Origin of the sequence: Rhodococcus sp. NPDC019647 (assembly GCF_044389235.1) — a bacterium.
Classification (GTDB): domain Bacteria; phylum Actinomycetota; class Actinomycetes; order Mycobacteriales; family Mycobacteriaceae; genus Rhodococcus_F; species Rhodococcus_F oxybenzonivorans.
The window spans coordinates 517,585-536,127 of sequence record NZ_JBIRXS010000001.1; the positions used below are offsets into that span (position 1 = coordinate 517,585).

Annotated in this window: 25 protein-coding genes; 13 read left to right on the top strand and 12 right to left on the bottom strand. The window is 66.2% G+C overall.

Annotated elements, in window-relative coordinates:
• Positions 1–37 precede the first annotated feature (37 nt).
• Both ACH49N_RS02575 and ACH49N_RS02580 read left to right on the top strand, forming a co-directional pair.
• Positions 38–628: a histone-like nucleoid-structuring protein Lsr2 gene (locus ACH49N_RS02575; RefSeq protein ID WP_397504409.1), complete on the top strand. Its 591-nt coding sequence runs from the start codon at positions 38–40 to the stop codon at positions 626–628.
• Positions 629–653: 25 nt separating this feature from the next.
• Positions 654–794 carry a hypothetical protein gene (locus ACH49N_RS02580; protein ID WP_358270276.1) on the top strand — a complete coding sequence of 47 codons (141 nt, stop codon included), beginning with the start codon at positions 654–656 and terminating at the stop codon, positions 792–794.
• A 295-nt stretch (positions 795–1,089) separates the two neighbouring features.
• Here the strand turns inward: ACH49N_RS02580 and ACH49N_RS02585 are convergent, their stop codons facing one another.
• The 3 genes from ACH49N_RS02585 to ACH49N_RS02595 form a co-directional block, all read right to left on the bottom strand.
• Positions 1,090–1,686 (bottom strand): FHA domain-containing protein, encoded by a 597-nt coding sequence (locus ACH49N_RS02585; RefSeq protein WP_358270274.1) that lies wholly within the window; start codon positions 1,684–1,686, stop codon positions 1,090–1,092.
• Positions 1,683–2,009 (bottom strand): hypothetical protein, encoded by a 327-nt coding sequence (locus tag ACH49N_RS02590; protein ID WP_317764511.1) that lies wholly within the window; start codon positions 2,007–2,009, stop codon positions 1,683–1,685. Before ACH49N_RS02590 ends, ACH49N_RS02585 begins: the two co-directional genes overlap by 4 nt.
• A 160-nt stretch (positions 2,010–2,169) precedes the next feature.
• A complete protein-coding gene (locus tag ACH49N_RS02595) occupies positions 2,170–2,487 on the bottom strand; it encodes a CD225/dispanin family protein (RefSeq protein ID WP_358270272.1) in 318 nt (105 codons plus the stop codon).
• A 211-nt stretch (positions 2,488–2,698) separates the two neighbouring features.
• Between ACH49N_RS02595 and ACH49N_RS02600 the strand changes: the two genes are divergently transcribed.
• The 7 genes from ACH49N_RS02600 (at position 2,699) to ACH49N_RS02630 (ending at position 7,030) form a co-directional block, all read left to right on the top strand.
• Positions 2,699–3,091, top strand: coding sequence for a hypothetical protein (locus ACH49N_RS02600; protein ID WP_358270271.1), 393 nt, complete (start codon positions 2,699–2,701; stop codon positions 3,089–3,091).
• A 6-nt stretch (positions 3,092–3,097) separates the two neighbouring features.
• The gene (locus tag ACH49N_RS02605) at positions 3,098–3,388 is read left to right on the top strand and encodes a hypothetical protein (protein ID WP_358270269.1); all 291 of its coding nucleotides are present in this window, start codon (positions 3,098–3,100) and stop codon (positions 3,386–3,388) included.
• A gap of 438 nt (positions 3,389–3,826) precedes the next feature.
• Complete coding sequence (locus ACH49N_RS02610) at positions 3,827–4,078, top strand: hypothetical protein (RefSeq protein ID WP_317764505.1); 252 nt, start codon at positions 3,827–3,829, stop codon at positions 4,076–4,078.
• A 192-nt stretch (positions 4,079–4,270) separates the two neighbouring features.
• Positions 4,271–5,047, top strand: a complete 777-nt coding sequence (locus tag ACH49N_RS02615; protein WP_358270268.1) for a VOC family protein — start codon at positions 4,271–4,273, stop codon at positions 5,045–5,047.
• Between the two features lie 177 nt (positions 5,048–5,224).
• Positions 5,225–5,368 (top strand): hypothetical protein, encoded by a 144-nt coding sequence (locus ACH49N_RS02620; RefSeq protein WP_358270266.1) that lies wholly within the window; start codon positions 5,225–5,227, stop codon positions 5,366–5,368.
• Positions 5,369–5,551: 183 nt separating this feature from the next.
• Entirely contained in the window at positions 5,552–5,842 is a 291-nt protein-coding gene (locus tag ACH49N_RS02625; RefSeq protein WP_358270265.1) for a hypothetical protein, read from the top strand.
• Positions 5,843–5,947: 105 nt separating this feature from the next.
• On the top strand, positions 5,948–7,030 hold the full coding sequence (locus tag ACH49N_RS02630) for an IS630 family transposase (protein ID WP_358270264.1): 1,083 nt from the start codon (positions 5,948–5,950) through the stop codon (positions 7,028–7,030).
• A 131-nt stretch (positions 7,031–7,161) separates the two neighbouring features.
• Here the strand turns inward: ACH49N_RS02630 and ACH49N_RS02635 are convergent, their stop codons facing one another.
• Complete coding sequence (locus tag ACH49N_RS02635) at positions 7,162–7,449, bottom strand: hypothetical protein (protein WP_358270262.1); 288 nt, start codon at positions 7,447–7,449, stop codon at positions 7,162–7,164.
• 331 nt (positions 7,450–7,780) lie between these two features.
• On the opposite strand from ACH49N_RS02635, the gene ACH49N_RS02640 reads away from it, so the two are divergent.
• The 3 genes from ACH49N_RS02640 (at position 7,781) to ACH49N_RS02650 (ending at position 8,913) form a co-directional block, all read left to right on the top strand.
• The gene (locus ACH49N_RS02640) at positions 7,781–8,353 is read left to right on the top strand and encodes a hypothetical protein (RefSeq protein ID WP_358270261.1); all 573 of its coding nucleotides are present in this window, start codon (positions 7,781–7,783) and stop codon (positions 8,351–8,353) included.
• Positions 8,354–8,557: 204 nt separating this feature from the next.
• The gene (locus ACH49N_RS02645; RefSeq protein WP_358270260.1) at positions 8,558–8,713 is read left to right on the top strand and encodes a hypothetical protein; all 156 of its coding nucleotides are present in this window, start codon (positions 8,558–8,560) and stop codon (positions 8,711–8,713) included.
• Positions 8,710–8,913 carry a hypothetical protein gene (locus ACH49N_RS02650; RefSeq protein WP_358270259.1) on the top strand — a complete coding sequence of 68 codons (204 nt, stop codon included), beginning with the start codon at positions 8,710–8,712 and terminating at the stop codon, positions 8,911–8,913. Before ACH49N_RS02645 ends, ACH49N_RS02650 begins: the two co-directional genes overlap by 4 nt.
• 30 nt (positions 8,914–8,943) lie before the next feature.
• Here ACH49N_RS02650 and ACH49N_RS02655 read toward each other — a convergent pair whose 3' ends face one another.
• The 8 genes from ACH49N_RS02655 to ACH49N_RS02690 form a co-directional block, all read right to left on the bottom strand.
• Positions 8,944–9,786 carry a metallophosphoesterase gene (locus tag ACH49N_RS02655; protein WP_358270257.1) on the bottom strand — a complete coding sequence of 281 codons (843 nt, stop codon included), beginning with the start codon at positions 9,784–9,786 and terminating at the stop codon, positions 8,944–8,946.
• Between the two features lie 32 nt (positions 9,787–9,818).
• Complete coding sequence (locus ACH49N_RS02660; protein WP_358270255.1) at positions 9,819–10,712, bottom strand: carbohydrate ABC transporter permease; 894 nt, start codon at positions 10,710–10,712, stop codon at positions 9,819–9,821.
• 8 nt (positions 10,713–10,720) lie between these two features.
• Positions 10,721–11,674 (bottom strand): sugar ABC transporter permease, encoded by a 954-nt coding sequence (locus ACH49N_RS02665; RefSeq protein ID WP_358270253.1) that lies wholly within the window; start codon positions 11,672–11,674, stop codon positions 10,721–10,723.
• Complete coding sequence (locus tag ACH49N_RS02670) at positions 11,674–12,537, bottom strand: phosphodiesterase (protein ID WP_358270252.1); 864 nt, start codon at positions 12,535–12,537, stop codon at positions 11,674–11,676. The genes ACH49N_RS02665 and ACH49N_RS02670 overlap by 1 nt, the downstream gene beginning before the upstream one ends.
• A 25-nt stretch (positions 12,538–12,562) precedes the next feature.
• Positions 12,563–13,312: a tyrosine-protein phosphatase gene (locus ACH49N_RS02675; protein ID WP_358270251.1), complete on the bottom strand. Its 750-nt coding sequence runs from the start codon at positions 13,310–13,312 to the stop codon at positions 12,563–12,565.
• Positions 13,313–13,343: 31 nt separating this feature from the next.
• Complete coding sequence (locus tag ACH49N_RS02680) at positions 13,344–14,702, bottom strand: ABC transporter substrate-binding protein (RefSeq protein ID WP_358270249.1); 1,359 nt, start codon at positions 14,700–14,702, stop codon at positions 13,344–13,346.
• Positions 14,702–15,871 carry an ABC transporter ATP-binding protein gene (locus ACH49N_RS02685; RefSeq protein ID WP_358270247.1) on the bottom strand — a complete coding sequence of 390 codons (1,170 nt, stop codon included), beginning with the start codon at positions 15,869–15,871 and terminating at the stop codon, positions 14,702–14,704. The genes ACH49N_RS02680 and ACH49N_RS02685 overlap by 1 nt, the downstream gene beginning before the upstream one ends.
• Positions 15,872–16,018: 147 nt before the next feature.
• Positions 16,019–16,888, bottom strand: a complete 870-nt coding sequence (locus ACH49N_RS02690; RefSeq protein ID WP_358270246.1) for a MurR/RpiR family transcriptional regulator — start codon at positions 16,886–16,888, stop codon at positions 16,019–16,021.
• A gap of 195 nt (positions 16,889–17,083) precedes the next feature.
• Here ACH49N_RS02690 and ACH49N_RS02695 point away from each other — a divergent pair, with 195 nt between their 5' ends.
• Complete coding sequence (locus ACH49N_RS02695) at positions 17,084–18,487, top strand: phenylacetate--CoA ligase family protein (RefSeq protein WP_358270245.1); 1,404 nt, start codon at positions 17,084–17,086, stop codon at positions 18,485–18,487.
• The last annotated feature ends 56 nt before the right edge of the window (positions 18,488–18,543 follow it).

Genomic DNA, 18,543 nt, shown 5'->3' on the forward strand with positions numbered 1-18,543 from the left:
AGCGAAGGCGACGACCAAAGAGATTCGCGAGTGGGCGATCGGAGAGGGCCGTGAAGTGTCGCCCCGTGGTCGGATTTCGGCCGAGATCGAGCGAGCCTTCCATGACGCTCAGGCAAAAGCGGCGCCAGCAAGGAAGGTAGCCGCGAAATCGTCGGCCGCGAAGAAGACGGCCGCGAAGAAGACGGTCGCCAGGAAGGCACCGGCGGCGAAGAAGGTGGCTGCGAAGAAGGCTCCGGCGAAGAAGACGCCTGTGAAGAAGGTCGTCGCGGGGAAGGCTCCGGCGGAGGCGTCGGTCGTGAAGAAGTCGGTCGCGAAGGGGGCGGCCACGAGGTCGGCGGCTGTGGAGTCGGCTGCGGATGCGGCGGTTGCGGAGACGGCGGCCGTGAAGAAGAAGGTCGCGAGGAAGGCTCCCGCGACGACGTCTGGCGCGAAGACGGCGGCTGCGGAGTCGGCGGCCGTGAAGGAGGCTCCGGCGGCGGGCACCGCTCCGGCGAAGGCGACGACCAAGGAGATTCGCGAGTGGGCGACCGGGGAGGGCCGTAAAGTGTCCTTCCGTGGTCGGATTTCGGCCGCGATTGTGCGAGCATTCCATGACGCTGCGGCAAGGTTACCGCTCCCGCTCGGTTGAAACGGGTGGAGGGCCGCTATTGAGCGTGACCGGCCGACTCCTGTTGCCGCGGTATGCCTTCTGGGGTGATCCCATGTTCGGCACCGTGGAGGTCACCATCGAGGAGTTTGCGGAGTTACTCGAACCCCAAGTCCCTCACCGTGACCAGGATGCTACGCCGCACTGACGGTGCCTCTTGTGTGTGAGAGAAGGGAACCGCCATCCGCCGCCACGGTTCCTGTTTTCTTCGAGGGAGGCGGTTGCGCAGCCGTCGTGGATAGGGCTGATGGATGAGTCGATAGCGCCGGCTGTGAGGCCCTTGGGTGGCGGTAGGGGGTGATCGAGAAAAGACTGCAAGGACCTGTCCATGTACGGGCTCGAGGAGTCGGTGCAGGAGATGTCCCCGGCAACGCGGGGTGCTGACCGGGCGTGCAGTACAGGGTGACTACCGCTTGCGAAGGCAACCGGTGAGGGTGTGGGTCTCAGGGGGTGGGGATGTTGTGGGTGAGGGCGCGGGCGGCGAGTTGGGCGCGTTTGTGGTGTGGGGGAAGGTCGTCGATTTGGAATGTGATGAAGAGGGCCTGCAGGTGTGTTTTGACGGTTTCGATGCTCAGGTGCAGGGCGTCGGCGATCTGTTGGTTCGATGCGATGGGGTAGTCGCTGCCGTCGTAGAAGGGCCGGCACAGTTCGGTCAGGACGGTGTGTTGGGCGGGGGTGAGGTGCGGCGGTGTGCCGAGGGCGTCGCCGATATTGGTGATACCGCAGTCGGTTGCGGGCTGGCTGTGGTAGGTGAGAGTGCTGGCGCCGATCCGGATGACATCTCCGGGGTGCAGGGTGTGGCGTCCCCGAAGCCGGGTGCCGTTGACGATGGTGCCGTTGCGGGAGAGGCCTTTGTCGGTGACGGTCCAGTAGGTGCCGAGGTGTTCGACGGTGGCGTGCAGGCGGGAGATGTCCGGGTCCGATTGCAGTGACAGGTCGGCGTGGGTGGCGCGGCCGATGGTGATGGGGGAGCGGTCCGGGGTCAGGGGCATTTCGTGGGTGTGCCCGCGGTCGGTGTAGATCAGGGCCGGGTTCGTCACTGGTGGTGATCTTTCCGGAAGGCGCCCAGCGACGCGGGCGAGGTGGTGGGCGCCGGTGCCAGCATCTGCTCGACGGTGTGGAGCCACTGCCCGATCAGGAGTGCTGCGGCGATGCCGACGGCGAGGGCGAGGGGGCAGGCGAGGGGCAGCCACGCGGTGAGGATGTCGGCGAAGAACCCCGACAACACGGTCAGGACCAGCAGTGGGAAGACCACGGCGATCCACCGGGCTCGGGACAGTTGCTCGCGGTATTCGATCAGCGCGGTGCGGTGTTGATGTCGGGGGTCTGCGGTCGGCGGGTCATTGGAGGTGCTCGAGGTCATCGGTGTGCTTTCTCGGAGTCGGGGACGGGTCGCTACGTTTCGGTCTTGCCGGTGCTGTCCTTCCATCGTCGTGGACCGGGGCTACTCGGGTTAGCCACCCTCGGGTGGTGTGTGGCCACCCCCAGGAACGCTGCTGCATCTCTGCGTTTCCGGGTGTCGGTCAGGTTCGGAAGGCCGTGATCAAGCACCAGGCGGCGAGGAGGCCGCCGAGGCACAGGGCGATGATGCCGAGCATCCTCGCTCGCGACGACGCGGCGCGGGCGCCGTCGAGGTCACCGCTGTACCAGCGGGGGAACACTTTGAGTGCGTCGCTGAACGCGAAGAACGCGAGGGGCCAAAAGAACATCATCGCCGCGACGGCCCATCCACGTTCGAGGGTGGGGGCGGCGGGGGCGGCGGGGTGTGCGCTGTGGTCGGTTCGGGCTGGGTCATGGAGTTCTCCTAGGGAGTGTGGGTGGGGTGCGATTGCCCTGTCCACACTGGTCGACGCCGAACCCGACCCGCATCCCCTTCAGGGTGGTCCTTCGATCACCCCGTGCAGGTACCGCAATGCATTGGAACAAAGAGGGTTCCGGCTTGGAGGGGTGCAGTGATGTTCACCCTGATGGGGATGAGAGACCCCTGCCTCGACCGGCAATGTTGACGGCATCGAAAGCGTCACCCACTCAACTCACACCGGAGGAAATACCATGTTGAACACCACCAAGTCCGTCAAGACCACTGTCCGTGCCCTTCTCGTCAGCGCCGCCGCGGTGCCGATGCTCGTCCTCGGTGCGGGTGCCGCGTCCGCCGCCCCGTTCCCCTTCGATGTGCCGATCAATATCGGCTTCGAGAACAACCAGCAGGGCGGCACCGGCGGTGCCGGCAACGGCGGGGATGCCGGCAACGGCAACAACAACACCGGGGGAACCGGTACCGGCGGTGCGGGCGGCGACGTCGTCGGCGGCGGAATCAACATCGGTTTCGAGAATAATCAGAAGGGTGGCAACGGCGGTGCCGGCACCGGTGGCGACGCCGGCACCGGGAACGGCAATACCGGCGGCAACGGTACCGGTGGGGCCGGCGGCAGTGTCGGGAAGTAACGCGTCATGTCTTACAGGGTCACGCTCAGGGTGATCGTTGCGTCTGCCGCGGCGGCGGCGGTCGTTGCACTCGGGTGCGGGGTCGCCGCCTCGACGGACGGGCCGAACATCGCCCCGGCCGCCGTCCCCGGGGTTGCCGTCCCGGTCGGTCCGGGCGCCGCCGACTGCCAGCCGGGTGCGTCCGGGAGCGGCACCCGGGGTGGGGACGGCGGCGACTGCGCCGGCGGCTCGGCCGATGACGGTGTCGGCAACCGCGGCGGCAGCGCCGTGGGCGGTGACGGAGGCGATGTCGGATAGTGCTCGTGGGAGTGGACGGTACGGGCCTTCCCACCCGTTCATCACCCTCGACGATCGGTGCTCATCGGGCTGCTGCGCCCGGTGAGCACCGATCGTCACGCCCGACCGCGCCGGACAAGTCGGGGGCGTCGAGTGGGGTTCCGGAAGCCGGACACCGAGGTCGTCAACGCCAGGTTGGGAAGGGAAAAAACAAACATGTTGCCCCGAAACAAGTGTCACCGCCTTTCGAGGGCCGATGCCGAACCGAAGTTGACCGGGGCGGCCGGAGTCGTCGGCTGTTTGGCGGTGGGCGGCAGTTCTATCCTCAGATGATGGCGGAAGTTGAGCCTGGCGGGAACCCGGATCGGACCGATCCGCGGGGAAGCCCGGCCGGTCTGGTGGGGGCAGCTCATGGGAACTCGGCATCGAAAGCCGTCATGACCCGGCATCCGCGACCAGGTGCGGCGCGGTGCGGACATCGACGATCCGGTCGGTGGTGGCGGAGGAACGCTGTTCACCGAACCGGTGCGGGTGGGCAATCAGCGGGCCAATGGGTACGGCGGTGCACCGGACGACGAAATCTTTGTGCCGTCCGGGATGACGAGGGCCCGCTTCGCTGAAGTGCTCTGGACCAGGATCTCCGAAGCGGGGTACGGTCCCGACAATGCAGTGCGAGCCGCATGGACACGGGCCTTCGGACCTGGGATTTGATGTTCTTGCCGGTACCCGCTCTCGGTGACCGGAAGGAGGCTTCGGCGAGGTGAATACTGGGCATCGGTGGATTCGGTCCTGTCGATTGCAGAGGGGTTCGCTAAGCGCGACAGCGAGTCCCGTGACTCTGCCGTCGAACGTCGGTGCCGCGGGCTAGCGTCGAGTGGGTACCCGGCAGACGGAGGAGCAGCGATGAGCACGGTCACGACAAATCAACCACTCGGTACCCCCACCTGGATCGACCTGGGCATCCCGGATCTCGACCGGGCGATGGCGTTCTACGGGTCGGTATTCGGTTGGGAGTTCGACGTGGGTCCCGAGGAGTACGGCAGGTACACGATGTGTTTGCTCGGCGGCAAGAGGGTCGCCGCGCTGATGCCGAATCCCGACGAGAACGCGACCGAGTTCTGGTGGAACGTCTACCTGGCGACTGATGATCTCGATGCGACGGTCGCTCGCTCCGTTGCCGCGGGTGGCACGTTGCTGGTGGAGCCGATGGACATCGCCGACCAGGGTCGGATGGCGATGGTGCGGGATCCGTCCGGGGCGCAGTTCGGACTGTGGCAGGGGCGGGCACACGTGGGCTGCGAACTCGTGAACGAGCCGAACACGTTGTTGCGCAACGACTTGGTGACCCCGAATCCAGGCCCGGCGCGGGAGTTCTACGCAGCGGTGTTCGACTTCACCCTGGACGGGAACGACGACCTGCCCGGCGTGGACTTCACCTTTCTGCGCAGACCGGACGGGCACGAGATCGGTGGCGTCGTGGGCGACCCGGCCGCCTCGGAGTCCTCCTGGGGCACGCTCTTCCAGGTCGCCGACGCCGACGCGGTCGTCGCCGCGGCCCGGGCCGGCGGGGGTATCGCGGAGGATCCGACGGACATGCCGTACGGGCGGACCGCGGATATCACCGATCCGTTTGGTGCCACGTTCACGGTGGGTTCCCCGCTGCCGGGTGCACAGGGGTAGGCAACGGTCGGGCTACCCGGCCACGAGTGTGTGCGAGGTGGCGTCGAGGGTGATCTCGGGACGTCACCCTAAATGGCTTTGGCGTGGAATGTGGGCGTTCGGATAGCCTGGCGTCGGAGGGACCGGCGGCGGACGCGGAGCAGTCCAGGTACCGCCACGATGCGCGGGTGACGTGACGTGCGCGAGGCAGCAGCGCTGCTCCAGTACGGCCGGGCCGGTCGTGCGATGATCGCCCTACTCGAGATGACCGCGTTGTCCCTGTCTCGACCAACCACCGACGCCCTCGTCGAGGTGCCAATGGACACGTCAGAATCCGTGTAGGCGGTCAGTTCGCTCCGGTTTGGGCGGACAACGGTTTCTCCGGATCAGTGGACACGAGAATTCCGGGTCGGCGGCCACGAAACCGCTGAGTGACACGCTGGCGTAAATACCGGGCGAAGGTCCCGAGACCCAAGTGTGCGAGGGAAGTGATGGAGATCTTGGAAGCTTAAGACCTGACCCAGTGTGCGCATTCGGCGGCGCAGCTGGTTGGGCGCACGCTCGATCGACCCCTACCTCGGGAAGATCGAGGAGCTGGTGGAGGCCTGCCAGGGCCGGATCAGGGCGGACGTGCTGCACGACAAGCTGACGGCGATGGGCTACGACGGCACCGCCCGCACCACCCGCCGCGGGCCGCCGAGCTCGAGGCGACCTACCGGGCCGGGCACCGCGCCGAGAGTACGGCCTGGGGGGACCTCCCACACAGTGGGGGAGATCCCGGAGCCGGGAATGTGGCCGGGAGTTCGATTGCGGTGAGGGCCCACGGGTTGGCGGCCTGCGAACCCAACTGTTCTGCGCATGGAAGCGCTCCTAGTGGTGTGTCTCGCAAATAAATATGGATTGATTCGATAGAATCCGTGCATGAGGAATCCGGTACCCGCTTTGCAGATTTCCGATGGGCAGCGTGTTGTGCTCGAGTCGTTGGCGCGGTCGCAGACGGGTGCGCACCGGGAGGTGGTGCGGGCCAAGGCGCTGTTGATGGCGTCCGACGGTGTGGCCAACACGGCTATCGCGCAGGCGTTGTCGGTATCGCCGGGATCGGTGGCGAACTGGCGGACACGGTTTGCCGAGGATGGCATGGCGCGGTTGGGCGAGGTGCGCAAGGGTCGAGGTCGCAAGCCCTCGATCCCGCACCAGAAGATCGACGAGATCGTGGACCTGACGCAGAACTACCGCCCGAAGGGCGAGACTCATTGGAGTTGCCGGACGATGGCCGAGTATGTCGGAGTCTCGAAGGACACGGTCCAGCGCGTGTGGTCCGCTCGTGGACTCAAGCCGCACCGGGTCGAGACGTTCAAGCTGTCGAATGATCCGCGATTCGAGGACAAGCTCGTCGACGTCGTCGGTCTGTATCTGAACCCGCCCGAGCGGGCGATCGTGTTGTGTGCGGACGAGAAGTCGTCGGTGCAGGCCCTCAACCGGACGCAGGCCCCGCTCCCGATGATCAAGGGCCGCGGCGAGACGATGACCCACGACTACAAGCGTCACGGCACCACCACCTTGTTCGCCGCGCTCGACGTCCTTACCGGCACCGTGATCGGCCAGTGCCTGCCGCGCCACCGCCATCAGGAGTTCCTGCGATTTCTGCGCACCATCGACCATGAGGTGCCCAAGGACTTGGAAATCCACCTGATCCTGGACAACTACGCCACCCACAAACACGAGAAGGTCCGGGCCTGGCTCGACAAGCATCCACGGTTCCACCTGCACTTCACTCCCACCTCCTCCTCATGGCTCAACCTCGTCGAACGTTGGTTCCGAGAGCTGACCGATAAAGCTCTGCGACGCGGGGTCTTTCATTCCGTACCGCACCTCATCGCCTCGATCGAGGAATACCTCGACGCCCACAACGAAAACCCCCGACCCTACGAATGGACCGCGACCGCCGAATCCATCCTCGCCAGGGTCGCCCGCGGCCGCGTCGCACTCGAAAAGATCAGCTAAATCAGAGACACACCACTAGTGTCCTGGCGTTGCGCGATCACTCCAGCCCGTGCCGGCGGCGATGTCGGTGCGTCGCCGCCCTCCGGGACATGTCATATTCACAAGTCAAGCCAGGAAGCCTCCGGATCGGTTCAGAGGTTCCAGAGTCGGAGTAGCGCGACCAGCAGGCCGGCGGAGACGATGCGGTGTTCGGTGCGCAGTCGGGGATTGGGGTGCCCGCCGTCGGCGAACCATACTTCTGCGTCGGTCACCGCGATCGGCTCCAGATCGACTCGGGTGCGCCGTCGGTACGCCATTGCTTTGCGGGTGTGCGGAATCGCCATCGGGTCCGAGTCCACGAACCCGGGTGGATAGACCCATTCGTTGTCGGCGGTGACCTGTAGCAGGACGTCACCCCGCTGGACGTCGCCCACGGCCACCAGGGGTGTCGATGCGGAACCATTCGAGCTGGTACTTCGCCGCCGGCCCGCGGACGTACGGCGGCGGCTGGTGTGGGCCGCCCGCTCTTGTCTTCCGAGGCGCCGTGTTGGTAGTCGGTGATGTGCCACAGAACCATCCGATGACCGGGGTGGGGAGGAATTCGGGTTTGGCGCGTATCCGACCGCCGATCCCGGGCAGGGGAACGATCCGGCCGATCTGTCAGATCGCGGTGGGCTATGGAATGCTTGGTCGACTTCGTGATCTCGTCGAGGGTGTCGATAAAGCTTCGGGAACCTCGCCCGCTGGGAGGCGTCGATATTGGAATTCCCGATGTTGCCCGGTTCGCGGCGCGCGCTCGGGGCGCTCGAGTTGCCCGATGATCTGCGGATCCTCGATCTGGACGACCCGGCCCAGTTGGTGCCGTTGGGGTTGCGACCGACCCAGGTGGTGACCCGGAATTTGACGGTGGCCCAGGGGTGGGGGCATCGGATCTGGTCGGAGACCGAACCCCAGACGGGGGGTCGGGCGTGGCAGGCGGTGTCGTGGTGGTCGTATCACCGCCGGCAGTGGTCGATGCTGACCTCCTGGCTGCGGCCCGAACTCGTGCGGGTCGAACCCCTGGACCTGGAGCATCCGGCGATCCTCGACTCTGCAAAAGCCGTGCAGTGCAACGTGATGATTTGCACCGGGACCGCTGCCTCACGCGTGAACGACGCGGGGTTTACCCGACGCGGTGGACGGTGTCGGGGACCGCGGTCAGGCGGCGCGCTTCTTCCGTTTCGGGATCAGGTGCGCGAGCAGGACGACGATCGCGCCGACGACGAGCCCGACGAGTGCGGACACCACGGACCAGTGAGCCGATCCGCAGCGTCGCACAGAAGGGCCGGAAGGCGGGGGAGTTGATCGGGTTGCCGATCGGGACCCGCCCGGACTACCGGTATCCGGTGTTCCAGTTAGACCGGACGTGGCACCTGCACGGTGCGGCGTTGTGGTGACGGGTACGGAGATCCTCGATGGTCGCAGCCCGCTCAGCATCTCGAGGCCGGTGAGCTGACCGAGATCGCGGTCGACAACGCCCCTTCACGGACCGCCGGGGCGTGTTAACGAATGCTCTCGCAGTGGTTCGCCGCGATCCTGGCCGCGAACCCCGATGTCGATGGCGGGCACTCCTGTCCCCGGCACTACGAGAACACTCTGGCCTGGATGCTGGCCGGTGATCCCTCGACACATTCCATCCCGCCGTCACCGCGGTCGGAGGCGTGATCGCGCTCGACTCCGCCGACGGGCACTACCTGTTGGGTGCAATTCTGACCCCGCACAACGCGGCACTCGGGACCGTGATCCACCACTGCGCGGACAGAGATCAGATGGTTGCGGCTCCACGCCGGTTCGGTGGAACAATCGATTCGGCGGACGCCACCTACGCGATCGTCGCGCCACCAGGGGGTCATCGCCTGGGATGACGTGTCGGGGGGGTGACGACTCGCCTGGATTCACCCGATGGGGCTGTCCTGCAGTGCGTCGATGGCCGCGGTCACCTCGGGCACGGCGGTAATCGTGACGTCGTCGAGACCTGGCACGGATCGGTAGCCGGCGCGCACGACGCCGCCGGTGCAGTCGTATTCGACGATGCCGAGTTGATGGAGCGGCCCGGGGAGGGATTCACCCTCGCCGGCGATGAATCCGGTGGATGGCGCCCAGATCTCGAGCACCCCGTTGCGGACGGTTTGCCGGTAGCAGTGCACGTGCCCACTGCCGACGGCAGCGAGTGACATCTTCCCCAGGGACGTGAGCAACCGGGTACGGGATTCCCCGATGTCGACCGCATGCCCGACCGGCTCGTCCAGCGCACTCCAGATCGGCTTGTGCAGGAATACGATCACCCGCTGCGAGTCGGGGACGTTCGCGGCCACGTCTTCGATCCAGGCCCACTGCGCGGTTTCCCGGTCGAGACCGGAACCGAAGAGCTCGCTGTTCAGTCCGAGTACCGTCCAGTCGTCGACGTCGTGGCGCCAGTGATCGGGACCCCACATCGCCTCGAAGGCGGCGACCCGCGCGTCGGTCACGCCGATCCCCTTCCACGGCGCAGGGCCAGGCTCCCCGATGTCGTGGTTGCCGGGCACGACAAGCAGCGGAGCGGTAAACCGCTGCATCAGTGTGTGGGCGTGCGCACGGTCGTCGGCATCGTCGGGGTGGATGATCACGATGTCACCGGAGTGCACGATGAGATCGGGACGGACCTGATTGTTCACGTAGTCGACGATGAGTTCAAAGTTCTGCTGGGTGCGCCCTCCGTGGGCGGACAGGTGTGTGTCACTGATCTGGACGATCTTCATCGGAGCTCCTTCGGGTTGTGGCAGGTCGAACATCATTTGAGGCCCGACCGGACGAATGCGTCGCGGACGTAGCGCTGGAGGAACAGGTAGATCAGGAAGATGGGCAGGCACGCGAGGCCGGACGCGGCCATCACCGCACCCCAGTTGTTGCCTTCCGCGCCGAGGAAGCCGCGAATTCCAATCTGGACGACGGCATTCGACTGGCGCATGATCAGCGACGGCCACAGGTACTCGTTCCATGCCGAGATGAACAGCATGATGCCCAGGGCGGCGAGGGCGGGACGCATGTTGGGCAGCACCACCTTCCACAGGGTGGCCCACGAGTTCTGGCCATCGATCAGGCTGGCGTCGAGCAGTTCCCGCGGAAACGCTTCCATGTGCTGGCGCATCAGCAGAACACCGAACGCCGAGCACAGGTTCGGAATCACGATGCCGGCAACGGTATTGAGTAGGCCCATCTGTGAGATGAGGAGGTAGTTCGGAATCATGGTGACCTGGAACGGCACCAGCCAGGATCCGACGAACAGCAGAAACAACATTTGCTTCCCGAAGAAGGTCCACCGCGCGAACGCGTAGGCGGCCAGGATCGCGACCAGAAGCTGGCTGACGGACATCGCCAGTGCCATGACGAACGTGTTGACGAGCATCGATGCCATCGGAATGGTCTCCCACACGTAGCGGAAGTTGTCCAGACTGAACGGAGACGGCACGGGGCTGACGGACAGGGAGTCCTCGGGACGACGGAATGCGGTGGCGAACATCCAGTACACCGGGAAGATGCTGAACACGGTGACGGCGGCGAGCACCACGTGCCCGGTCGTCACCCGGGTGCGGGAACGGGTGGCGACCGGGGCGTCGCCGGGATTACGAGTCGGTGCGGCGACGGTGGTCGATCGGGCCGGCGCATCGACGAGTGCAAATGCCATGAGGTGTCCTAGTTGTCGTAGAAGCTCAGTCGGTCCGACACACGAACGAACACGACGGCGATCAGTCCGAATCCCAGGAAGAACAGGGTTCCCGCCGCAGCCGACAATCCGGCGTCGAAGTTCTGGAATCCGAACTGGTAGAGCAGATAGTAGATGTTGGTGGAGGCACCGCTCGGGCCGCCCTGCGTGACGATGTCGATGATCGGGTACGCCCACTGCGCGCCCAGCAGGATCGTCATGAGGCCGAGGAACACGAGCGTCGGGGACAGCAGCGGCAGGGTGATCCTGCGGGTGATGGTCGCTGGTGACGCGCCGTCGAGGGCCGCCGCCGACGCGTAGTCGGGATTGATCCCGGCCAGTCCGGCGGAAAGGACGAGCACACCGAAGCCGAGCATCTGCCACCCGACGATCAGCACGACACCGAGCATCGCGAGGCCGGGTTCCCGAAAGACGTTGCCCAACTCGAATCCCAGGGTCGCGGCCATCCGGGGAATCGTGCCGCCCTCGGGATTGAACAGCCACCGCCAGATCGCGCTGCCGGCCACCGGGGTGATGAGGAACGGGACGAAGATCAGGGCCTGGTAGAGCGTCTTCCATCGTCCGGCGACCCGGTTCGACAGCAGCGCGACGACCATCGGCAGCAGCAACGAGAACACCATGAACGCGAGGATGTACACAATCGTGTTCCGCAGTGCCTGGTGAAGTTCGGGCAGCGACAGTACGCGAACGTAGTTGTCCATTCCTACCGGAACCTTCGCGCTGGTGGGCACCATGTTCCACTTGTAGAACGACAGGCCGATGGTCTCCCCGAGCGGCTTGTAGATCCACACGATCAGCAGAACGACTGCCGGCAGGAGGTACAGGTAAGGCGCGAGACCGCGCCGTACCCGGCCGGTCCGCGACGGAACTGTCGGTGTGTCGGCGTTGCCGGCGGAGACTTCGGCGGGAACTTCGACGAACATCAGACGACGGGCGCCGTGAGCTGCTCGATCGACTGCCGAATCTCGTCCGCAGTCATCTCGTACACGGCGGGGGACACGTCGAGGGGGACCACCGTGTGCAGCACGCGGTCGCGGTAGACGTGCACCATGTTGAAACCTTGCGCACCGTCCTGACCCCGGATGCTGCCCTCGCCGACGAACAGATCCTGGGTGTAGCAGGTCGCCGATGCCACCGATACCGGGATGCCCGCGAACGTGCACGTCGTGGAGTAGTGCAGGTGTCCGGCGAGGATGCCGCGAACGTCGGTGCCCGCGAGCACCGTCTCGAGCCGGTGCTGTTCCTTCAACTCCACCGACTCGATGGCGTCGAGCAGGCCCGGCACCGGCGGATGGTGCAGGGCGAGCAGGGTGCCGTGCGGTGCCGGCTCGGCCAGGACGTCCGTCAGCCAGGCGAACTGTTCGTCGCTGATCAGACCGTGGTGGAAACCTGGAACCGTGCTGTCCAGCACGATGATCCGCAATCCGTTGACATCGACGACCGCGTCGACCGAGTCCTCGGTGGGTTCGGCGTCGAGCAGACCGCTCCGGAAGGCGGGCCGGGCGTCGTGGTTGCCCATCACCCAGATCACCTTCGCGCCGAGGCGCTCCGCGGCGGGCTCGACGATCCGGCGCAGACGCGCGTACGCCTCGGGCTCGCCCCTGTCGGCGAGGTCGCCGGTGAACACGATGGCCTCGGGCCGCCTACCGGCCTTCTCGAGGCGCTCGAACAGGCGGGTGAGGTTGGCGTCACTGTCGACGCAGTCGTGGAGCAGGGCGCCGTCGGTGACGAAGTGGGTGTCGCTCACGTGCAGGATGTAGTGGTCGGGTTCCCGGTACTGGGACATGAAGTTTCTCCTGTGGAAGTGGGTGTCAGGCGACGAGTGCGCTGCGCAGGTCGTCGAGTTCACGCTCGGTCATGCCGTGACCGCGGAGGTAGTCGCGGACGTCGCCGTGCGCGGCTGCAATGGAGTCGAGGGTCGTGCGCATCAGCGCGGCCGGGCTGGCGCCGACGAGGTGATCGACGTCCACGTCGTCGGGCAGGCCACGGGCGCGCATCCTCTCGGCCATGCCGAGCGCCCAGTCGCCGGCCAGCAGGGTCTCGGACATCGCGTAGTCGGCGACGATGTCGCGTTGATCGACACCCACCGCCGCGAGGGTGAGAGCGATGACCAGCCCGGTGCGATCCTTTCCTGCGGTGCAGTGCACGACGGTCGGGTCATCGCCCGAGGCGGCGATGGCGCGGACGGCGCGGGTCAAACGATGTCCGTAGTTCTCGACCATGACGCGGTAGACGACCGCGAGGTCGAAGTTCGCGCCGTCGAGGTCGATCTCGCCCTCGTACACCGGCAGGTGTTCCACCCGGTGTCCGACGCCGTCGAGTGCGCTCGGACTGTCGTCGAGCTCCTGCTGTTCGCGGAGATCGATGACCAGAGCGAGTCTCCGCTGCCGGAGCAGATTGCGGGCCGGCTGGTCGAGCTGGTGAAGCGCATCCGACCGGAACAGCTTGTTCCACTTGGTGGTCCCCGTATCAGTCTGGAACCCGCCGAGATCGCGGAAGTTGTACGTGCCGGTCAGGTTCAGACGTCGATGATTAGTCGACGCAGGCAGAGTGCTGGTCATGGTGTCGGTGTCTCGTCCTGTTCGAAAGTGGTTATTGAATGAGTTCCTGCACGCGCTGCTGCGCCGCCTGCATGGTGGCGGCCGGGTCCTTGCCGTAGTAGACCGCGTCCTCCACCGCCTGGCCGAGGATGTCGTCGGCCTGCACATAGCTGTTGCCGGGGTAGGATTTCCAGGCCTCGAGCTTGTCGAGCTGGCCGAGATTGGGTGCCAGGAGGGGGTTGTTGTCGGCCCATTCCTTCAGCGAAGCCGGGTCCTGGGTGAGGGATGGGCGCAGCGGGAGGTAGCCGATCTTGCTGGAGATCTGGGTGTATGCGTGGTCGCTCGTCATGAATTTGATGAACTCCCACGACGCGCGCTGCTTCGCCGGATCCTGGGAGAACGTGAACAGAGCGGATCCCGAGTTGGTGGGCACGGCGGCGTGACCTTCGAAGGCGGGCATCGGTGCGGCGCGCAAGTCCCAGCCGCCGGTCGCCGCCGACTTCATGAACATCCCCTGTAGAGCCGACGTCTGTAGCTGAATCGCCACGTCGCCCTTCGCGAAACTCTCGTATTGGGTGGTCGAATCGAGGTTGGCGAGGACGCCGTCGTCGTACATCTGCCGCAGCATCGTCACCGCTGACACCGATTCGGGTGTACCGAATTCGACGGTCTTGCGGTCCTGCGACAGCACATCGCCGCCTGCCGAGCGGAACAGCGCCTGCATGCACCAATTGCCGCCCTTGACCGAACACGACACGGACAGCGCCGGCTTGCCGGTCGCCGCGGTCACGGCCTTGGCGGCAGCCGCCACCTTCGGCCACGTCGACAGGTCGGCGTCGGCGGGCAGTCCGGCCTTCGTGAGCGCGGTCGCGTTGTAGAAGAGGGTCGGTGTGGAGAACACGTACGGGATGCCGTACGTTTCGCCGTCCCAGTCGCCGAGCGTCGCGGCCCGCGGGTGGAACGGGTGTTCCCCGCCGAACGTCGCTTCCACGGCCTCGGTGCCGAACAGTCCGTCGAGCGACTGGGCGCCGAGTTCATTGACGGCGAAATCGAGAGTGTCGAAGGTCAATTGGGCCACATCGGGGGGTGATCCGGCGAGCAACTGCGTCTGCACACTACTCGCAGTTTCGGCGCCGGCCGTGCCGCTGCCCTGCGGCGGCTGGGCCTTCACGTCGATGTTCGGGTGCTGCGCCTCGAAGTCGGCGACGAGGCCGTTGATCGTGTCCGACCAGAGCCCGGCCTGTTGGAGGTTGTACGACTCGAAGACGATGTCGACCTGCTGGTCAGGGCCCAGTTCCGGGACCGGTGCGCCGGTGCCCGAGGCGTCCGGCGCGGCACCGCCGGTGGCACAGCCGGTCAGAGCGGCGGCCACAGCCGCCACTACGACGGCAGAGAATGTCGATCTACGCATCACGCTGCTCCTGTTGCGGAAAGTATTTCGGGAGAATGGTCCACAGCCGTGGGGGCCGCGGAGTCGAGGTCGGTGAGTTCGGGGACGTCGACCCATTCCAGGCGGCGTCCGGTCTCGCGGTCGAAGAGGTGCACGTGGGCGGGATCCGCGGTGAGGACGGCGGATCGATGGGCGCGCAGTGCAATCGGCCGCGGTGCTCGCACGCAGACCGTGGCACCCCCGACCTCGCAGTACGCGACCTGCTCACTGCCGAGATTCTCGACGGACGTGACATCGACCGACAGCCGCACCCCTGGATGATCCGTAGGGTCGACGACGCGGAGATGCTCCGGCCGGATGCCCAGGACGACGTCGCGGCCGTCTGTTTGTCCCGGCCACAGCGGTGCGGTCACGCCCTCGGCGGACGCGACAACAGTGCCGTTCACGGTGCGGACACGTGCGTCGAGCAGGTTCATCGCGGGACTGCCGAGGAAACCGGCGACGAACACGGACGCCGGCCGGTCGTAGACGTCCTCGGGTGTTCCGACCTGTTCGAGTGCGCCGTTGTTGAGCAGGGCGATCCGCGTCGCCATCGTCATCGCCTCGACCTGATCGTGGGTGACGTATACGAACGTGGCCCGGAGCCGGCGATGGAGTTCGGTGAGCTCGCGCCTCGTCGCGGTCCTGAGCTTCGCATCGAGGTTGGACAGTGGCTCGTCCATCAGGAATGCCTTCGGATCACGCACGATCGCGCGCCCGACCGCGACACGTTGCCGCTTGCCACCGGACAGTTCCTTCGGCTTCCGGCCCAGCAGGTGCGCGATGTCGAGTTGCCGGGCGACGGCTTCGACGCGCTCTGCGGCCTCCGACTTGCGAATCTTTCTCACGCGCAACGGAAACGCGAGGTTCTTCGCGACGCTGAGGTGGGGGTAGAGCGCGTAACTCTGAAAGACCATCGCGACGTCCCGGCGCCGGGACGGTACGGCGGTGATGTCGTCGTCGTCGAGCATGATCCGTCCGCTGGTCGGCTCGAGCAGGCCCGCGAGCATCCTCAGCAGCGTGGTCTTTCCGCACCCGCTGGGCCCGAGGAGGACCAGGAAATCGCCGTCCCGGATGTCGAGGTCGATGTTGTCGACTGCGGTGAAATCTGCGAACTTTCGACTCAGATTCTCGATCCGAATCCTGCCCATTGGCCTCTCCCGATGAAATGACGTTACCCAATCTCGGCGAGACGGGGAATTTCGTTACATCGGTAGTTAGCCAGGGTCAGGTTAATGGCGGGCGAATGGCGATCCAATCATCGATGATGCTTCGCGCAACGGCTGGAGCGCGATGCCTCACGGATGGATCAGCGGCACAATTTGTTTGAACGTCTCGGCTGCGGCCTCGGCCGAGCCGCCCCGCGCCCGGCAGACAGCGATCTGCAGGCTGATGAGGAACGCGAGCTGCACCACCGTGGCCGATGCGCCCAGTCCACCCCACGGTCCCGTACCGCCGCCGATGACCAGCCCGATGTCGGATTTCTCCACGAGGGTCGAGCGGGCGTAGCTGGTGACGCCGATGACCGTGGCCCCGGCCGTGCGGGCGGCCTCGACCGGCCGCAGGGTGACCGAGTTCAATCCGCTGTCGCTCACCGCGAGGCACACGTCCCGGGAGGTCAGGTGTCCGGCGGTCAATTGCTGGATCACGGCGTCGGTCGGCGCTTCGGCGTGGCGGCCGTTGAGGATGAACCGCACGGCGAGGGCCGCCGCCGACGGTCCCGAGGCACCGTTGCCGACCACGAGCACCCGCTCCGCCTTTGCGAGTGCCGTCACCGCCCGCTGGAACGCGTCTTCGTCGAGCGGAGCAAGGGCGCCGGCGAGATCCGTCGCCAATTCGGCGAACACGGCCCGCACCAGTCCGGTGCCGGTCTCGTCGGCGGCGGTTTTTCCCTCTGACCCCGGATCGGCCGACCCCAGATCTCTCAGCAGCAACATTCGTAAGTGTTGAAACCCCTTGAATCCGAGATTCTGGCACGCACGGATTACGGTGGCAGTCGACGTCTCAGCGTGTTCCGCGACATCGGCCGCGGACCACCAGGCAACATCCTGCGGGCGCTCCACGCACACGTCCGCCACGCGACGCTCGCTGGGCGCCAGCTTGGGTGCGACGGCTCGGATGGCGGAGAGGGTGGCCCCTGCGGGCGGATCGATCGACGACGCAGTCATGAGCCCTGAATAACACACCACGGTGAACGAAGGGCCACCCCAGGCACCTCTAGCGTCTAGGGTGCCGCGTGGAACGTTCCGGTTTTGCACTCGCACGTCCGATTTCGACGACGAATCGTTACGCGCCGAGTCCCGCCCGCGTGCGATGGTCGATGTGACCGGCGCTGGGCACGGCACCGAGCGAGAGGAACCCCGATGGTGGGATCGGTCTCCGAGGATGAATCGGTGATCGCCGAGCGAACGGCGTACGAGCGCATGCGTGCCGCCCATCTCCACGGGGTGCAGGCGGCGCTCGAGGACCACGTCGAGCGCCTGGATTGGACGCGGGAGCAGATCGATCGGTACCGCGACCAGCGGCTACGGGCCTTCCTCGGTTACGCCGTCGAACGGTCGCCTTTTCACGCACGCCGATTGCGTGGTCTCGATCCTTCGTCGGCAACGGTCGCCGACCTGGCGCGGTTGCCGATAATGACGAAATGCGACGCGCAGGACGAGTGGGACGCCATCGTCACGGTCGCCGACCTCGACCGCACGCGGACCGAAAGAATACTGGCTGGGCAGCAATGGTTTTCGTACACTCGAGGCGATCAGCAGATCTTCAGCTCCGGCGGGTCGAGCGGCGTGCGCGGCGTGTACGTGTGGGATTGGGACTTCTTCGTCTCCACCGCCTCCCTGGCCTGGCGGATGCAGGCGCGGGAGGAGCGGCGCGGGTCGTCGCCGGCGTCGGGTCCGCGCCTGGCCGTACTGGCTGCGGGCGGCCCACCGCATGCCAGCACACCGCTGTTCGATGTGCCGACCGCACCGGAAATGAGCACGGTCGTGATCCCTGCAGGCGCACCGTTCGACGAGGTCCTCGCCGCCGTGGCGGCCGCGCGGCCCACGCACCTCGTCGGCTATGCGACGGTGATCGGTCGCCTTGCCCGCGCGGCAGCGGTGGGCGATCTGCAGATCAGCCCGGTGCGGGTGAGCACCAATTCCGAACCGCTGCTCGAGGAGGATCGCGAGGCGATTCGGCAGGCGTGGAACATTCCCGTGCACAACCTGTGGGGATCGACCGAGATCGGGGTGCAGGCGGTGGGTTGCGGGCACGGTGAGGGACTGCACGTGTGTGAGGACGAGGTCGTTCTCGAACGTGTCGACGACGACGGGACGCCGGTCGCTGCCGATATGCCCGCCGCCCGTACGCTGGCCACCGGTCTCGCCAACCGCACGTTCCCGTTCATCCGCTACGACCTCGGCGATCAGGTCACGTGGCTACCCGGAAAATGCCCATGTGGAAGCACATTCGCGCGGCTGGCCGACATCGGCGGGCGGCGCGACGACGATTTCCGCTACCCGACATGCAGGATCCCTGCGAGTGTCTTCCGACACGTCCTCGGCACGGATCCTCGCGTCTCCGAATACCAGGTCAGGCAGACCGCCGGCGGTGCGGAGATCCTCGCCGTGGGTACCCCCGACGTGGACCGGCTGACCGTGTCGGTGATCGCCGCGCTGCGCCGGCACGGGCTGAGCGAAGCGGAGATCCAGATCCGCGTCGTCGAGCGTCTTCAGCGTCATCAGACCACCGGGAAACTGCCGCGATTCATCCCGTTGCGTTGAGCCGCGCGAGTGCGGTGCGCGTCGCCGCCTCGACGGTCATTGCGATGAACTCGCGT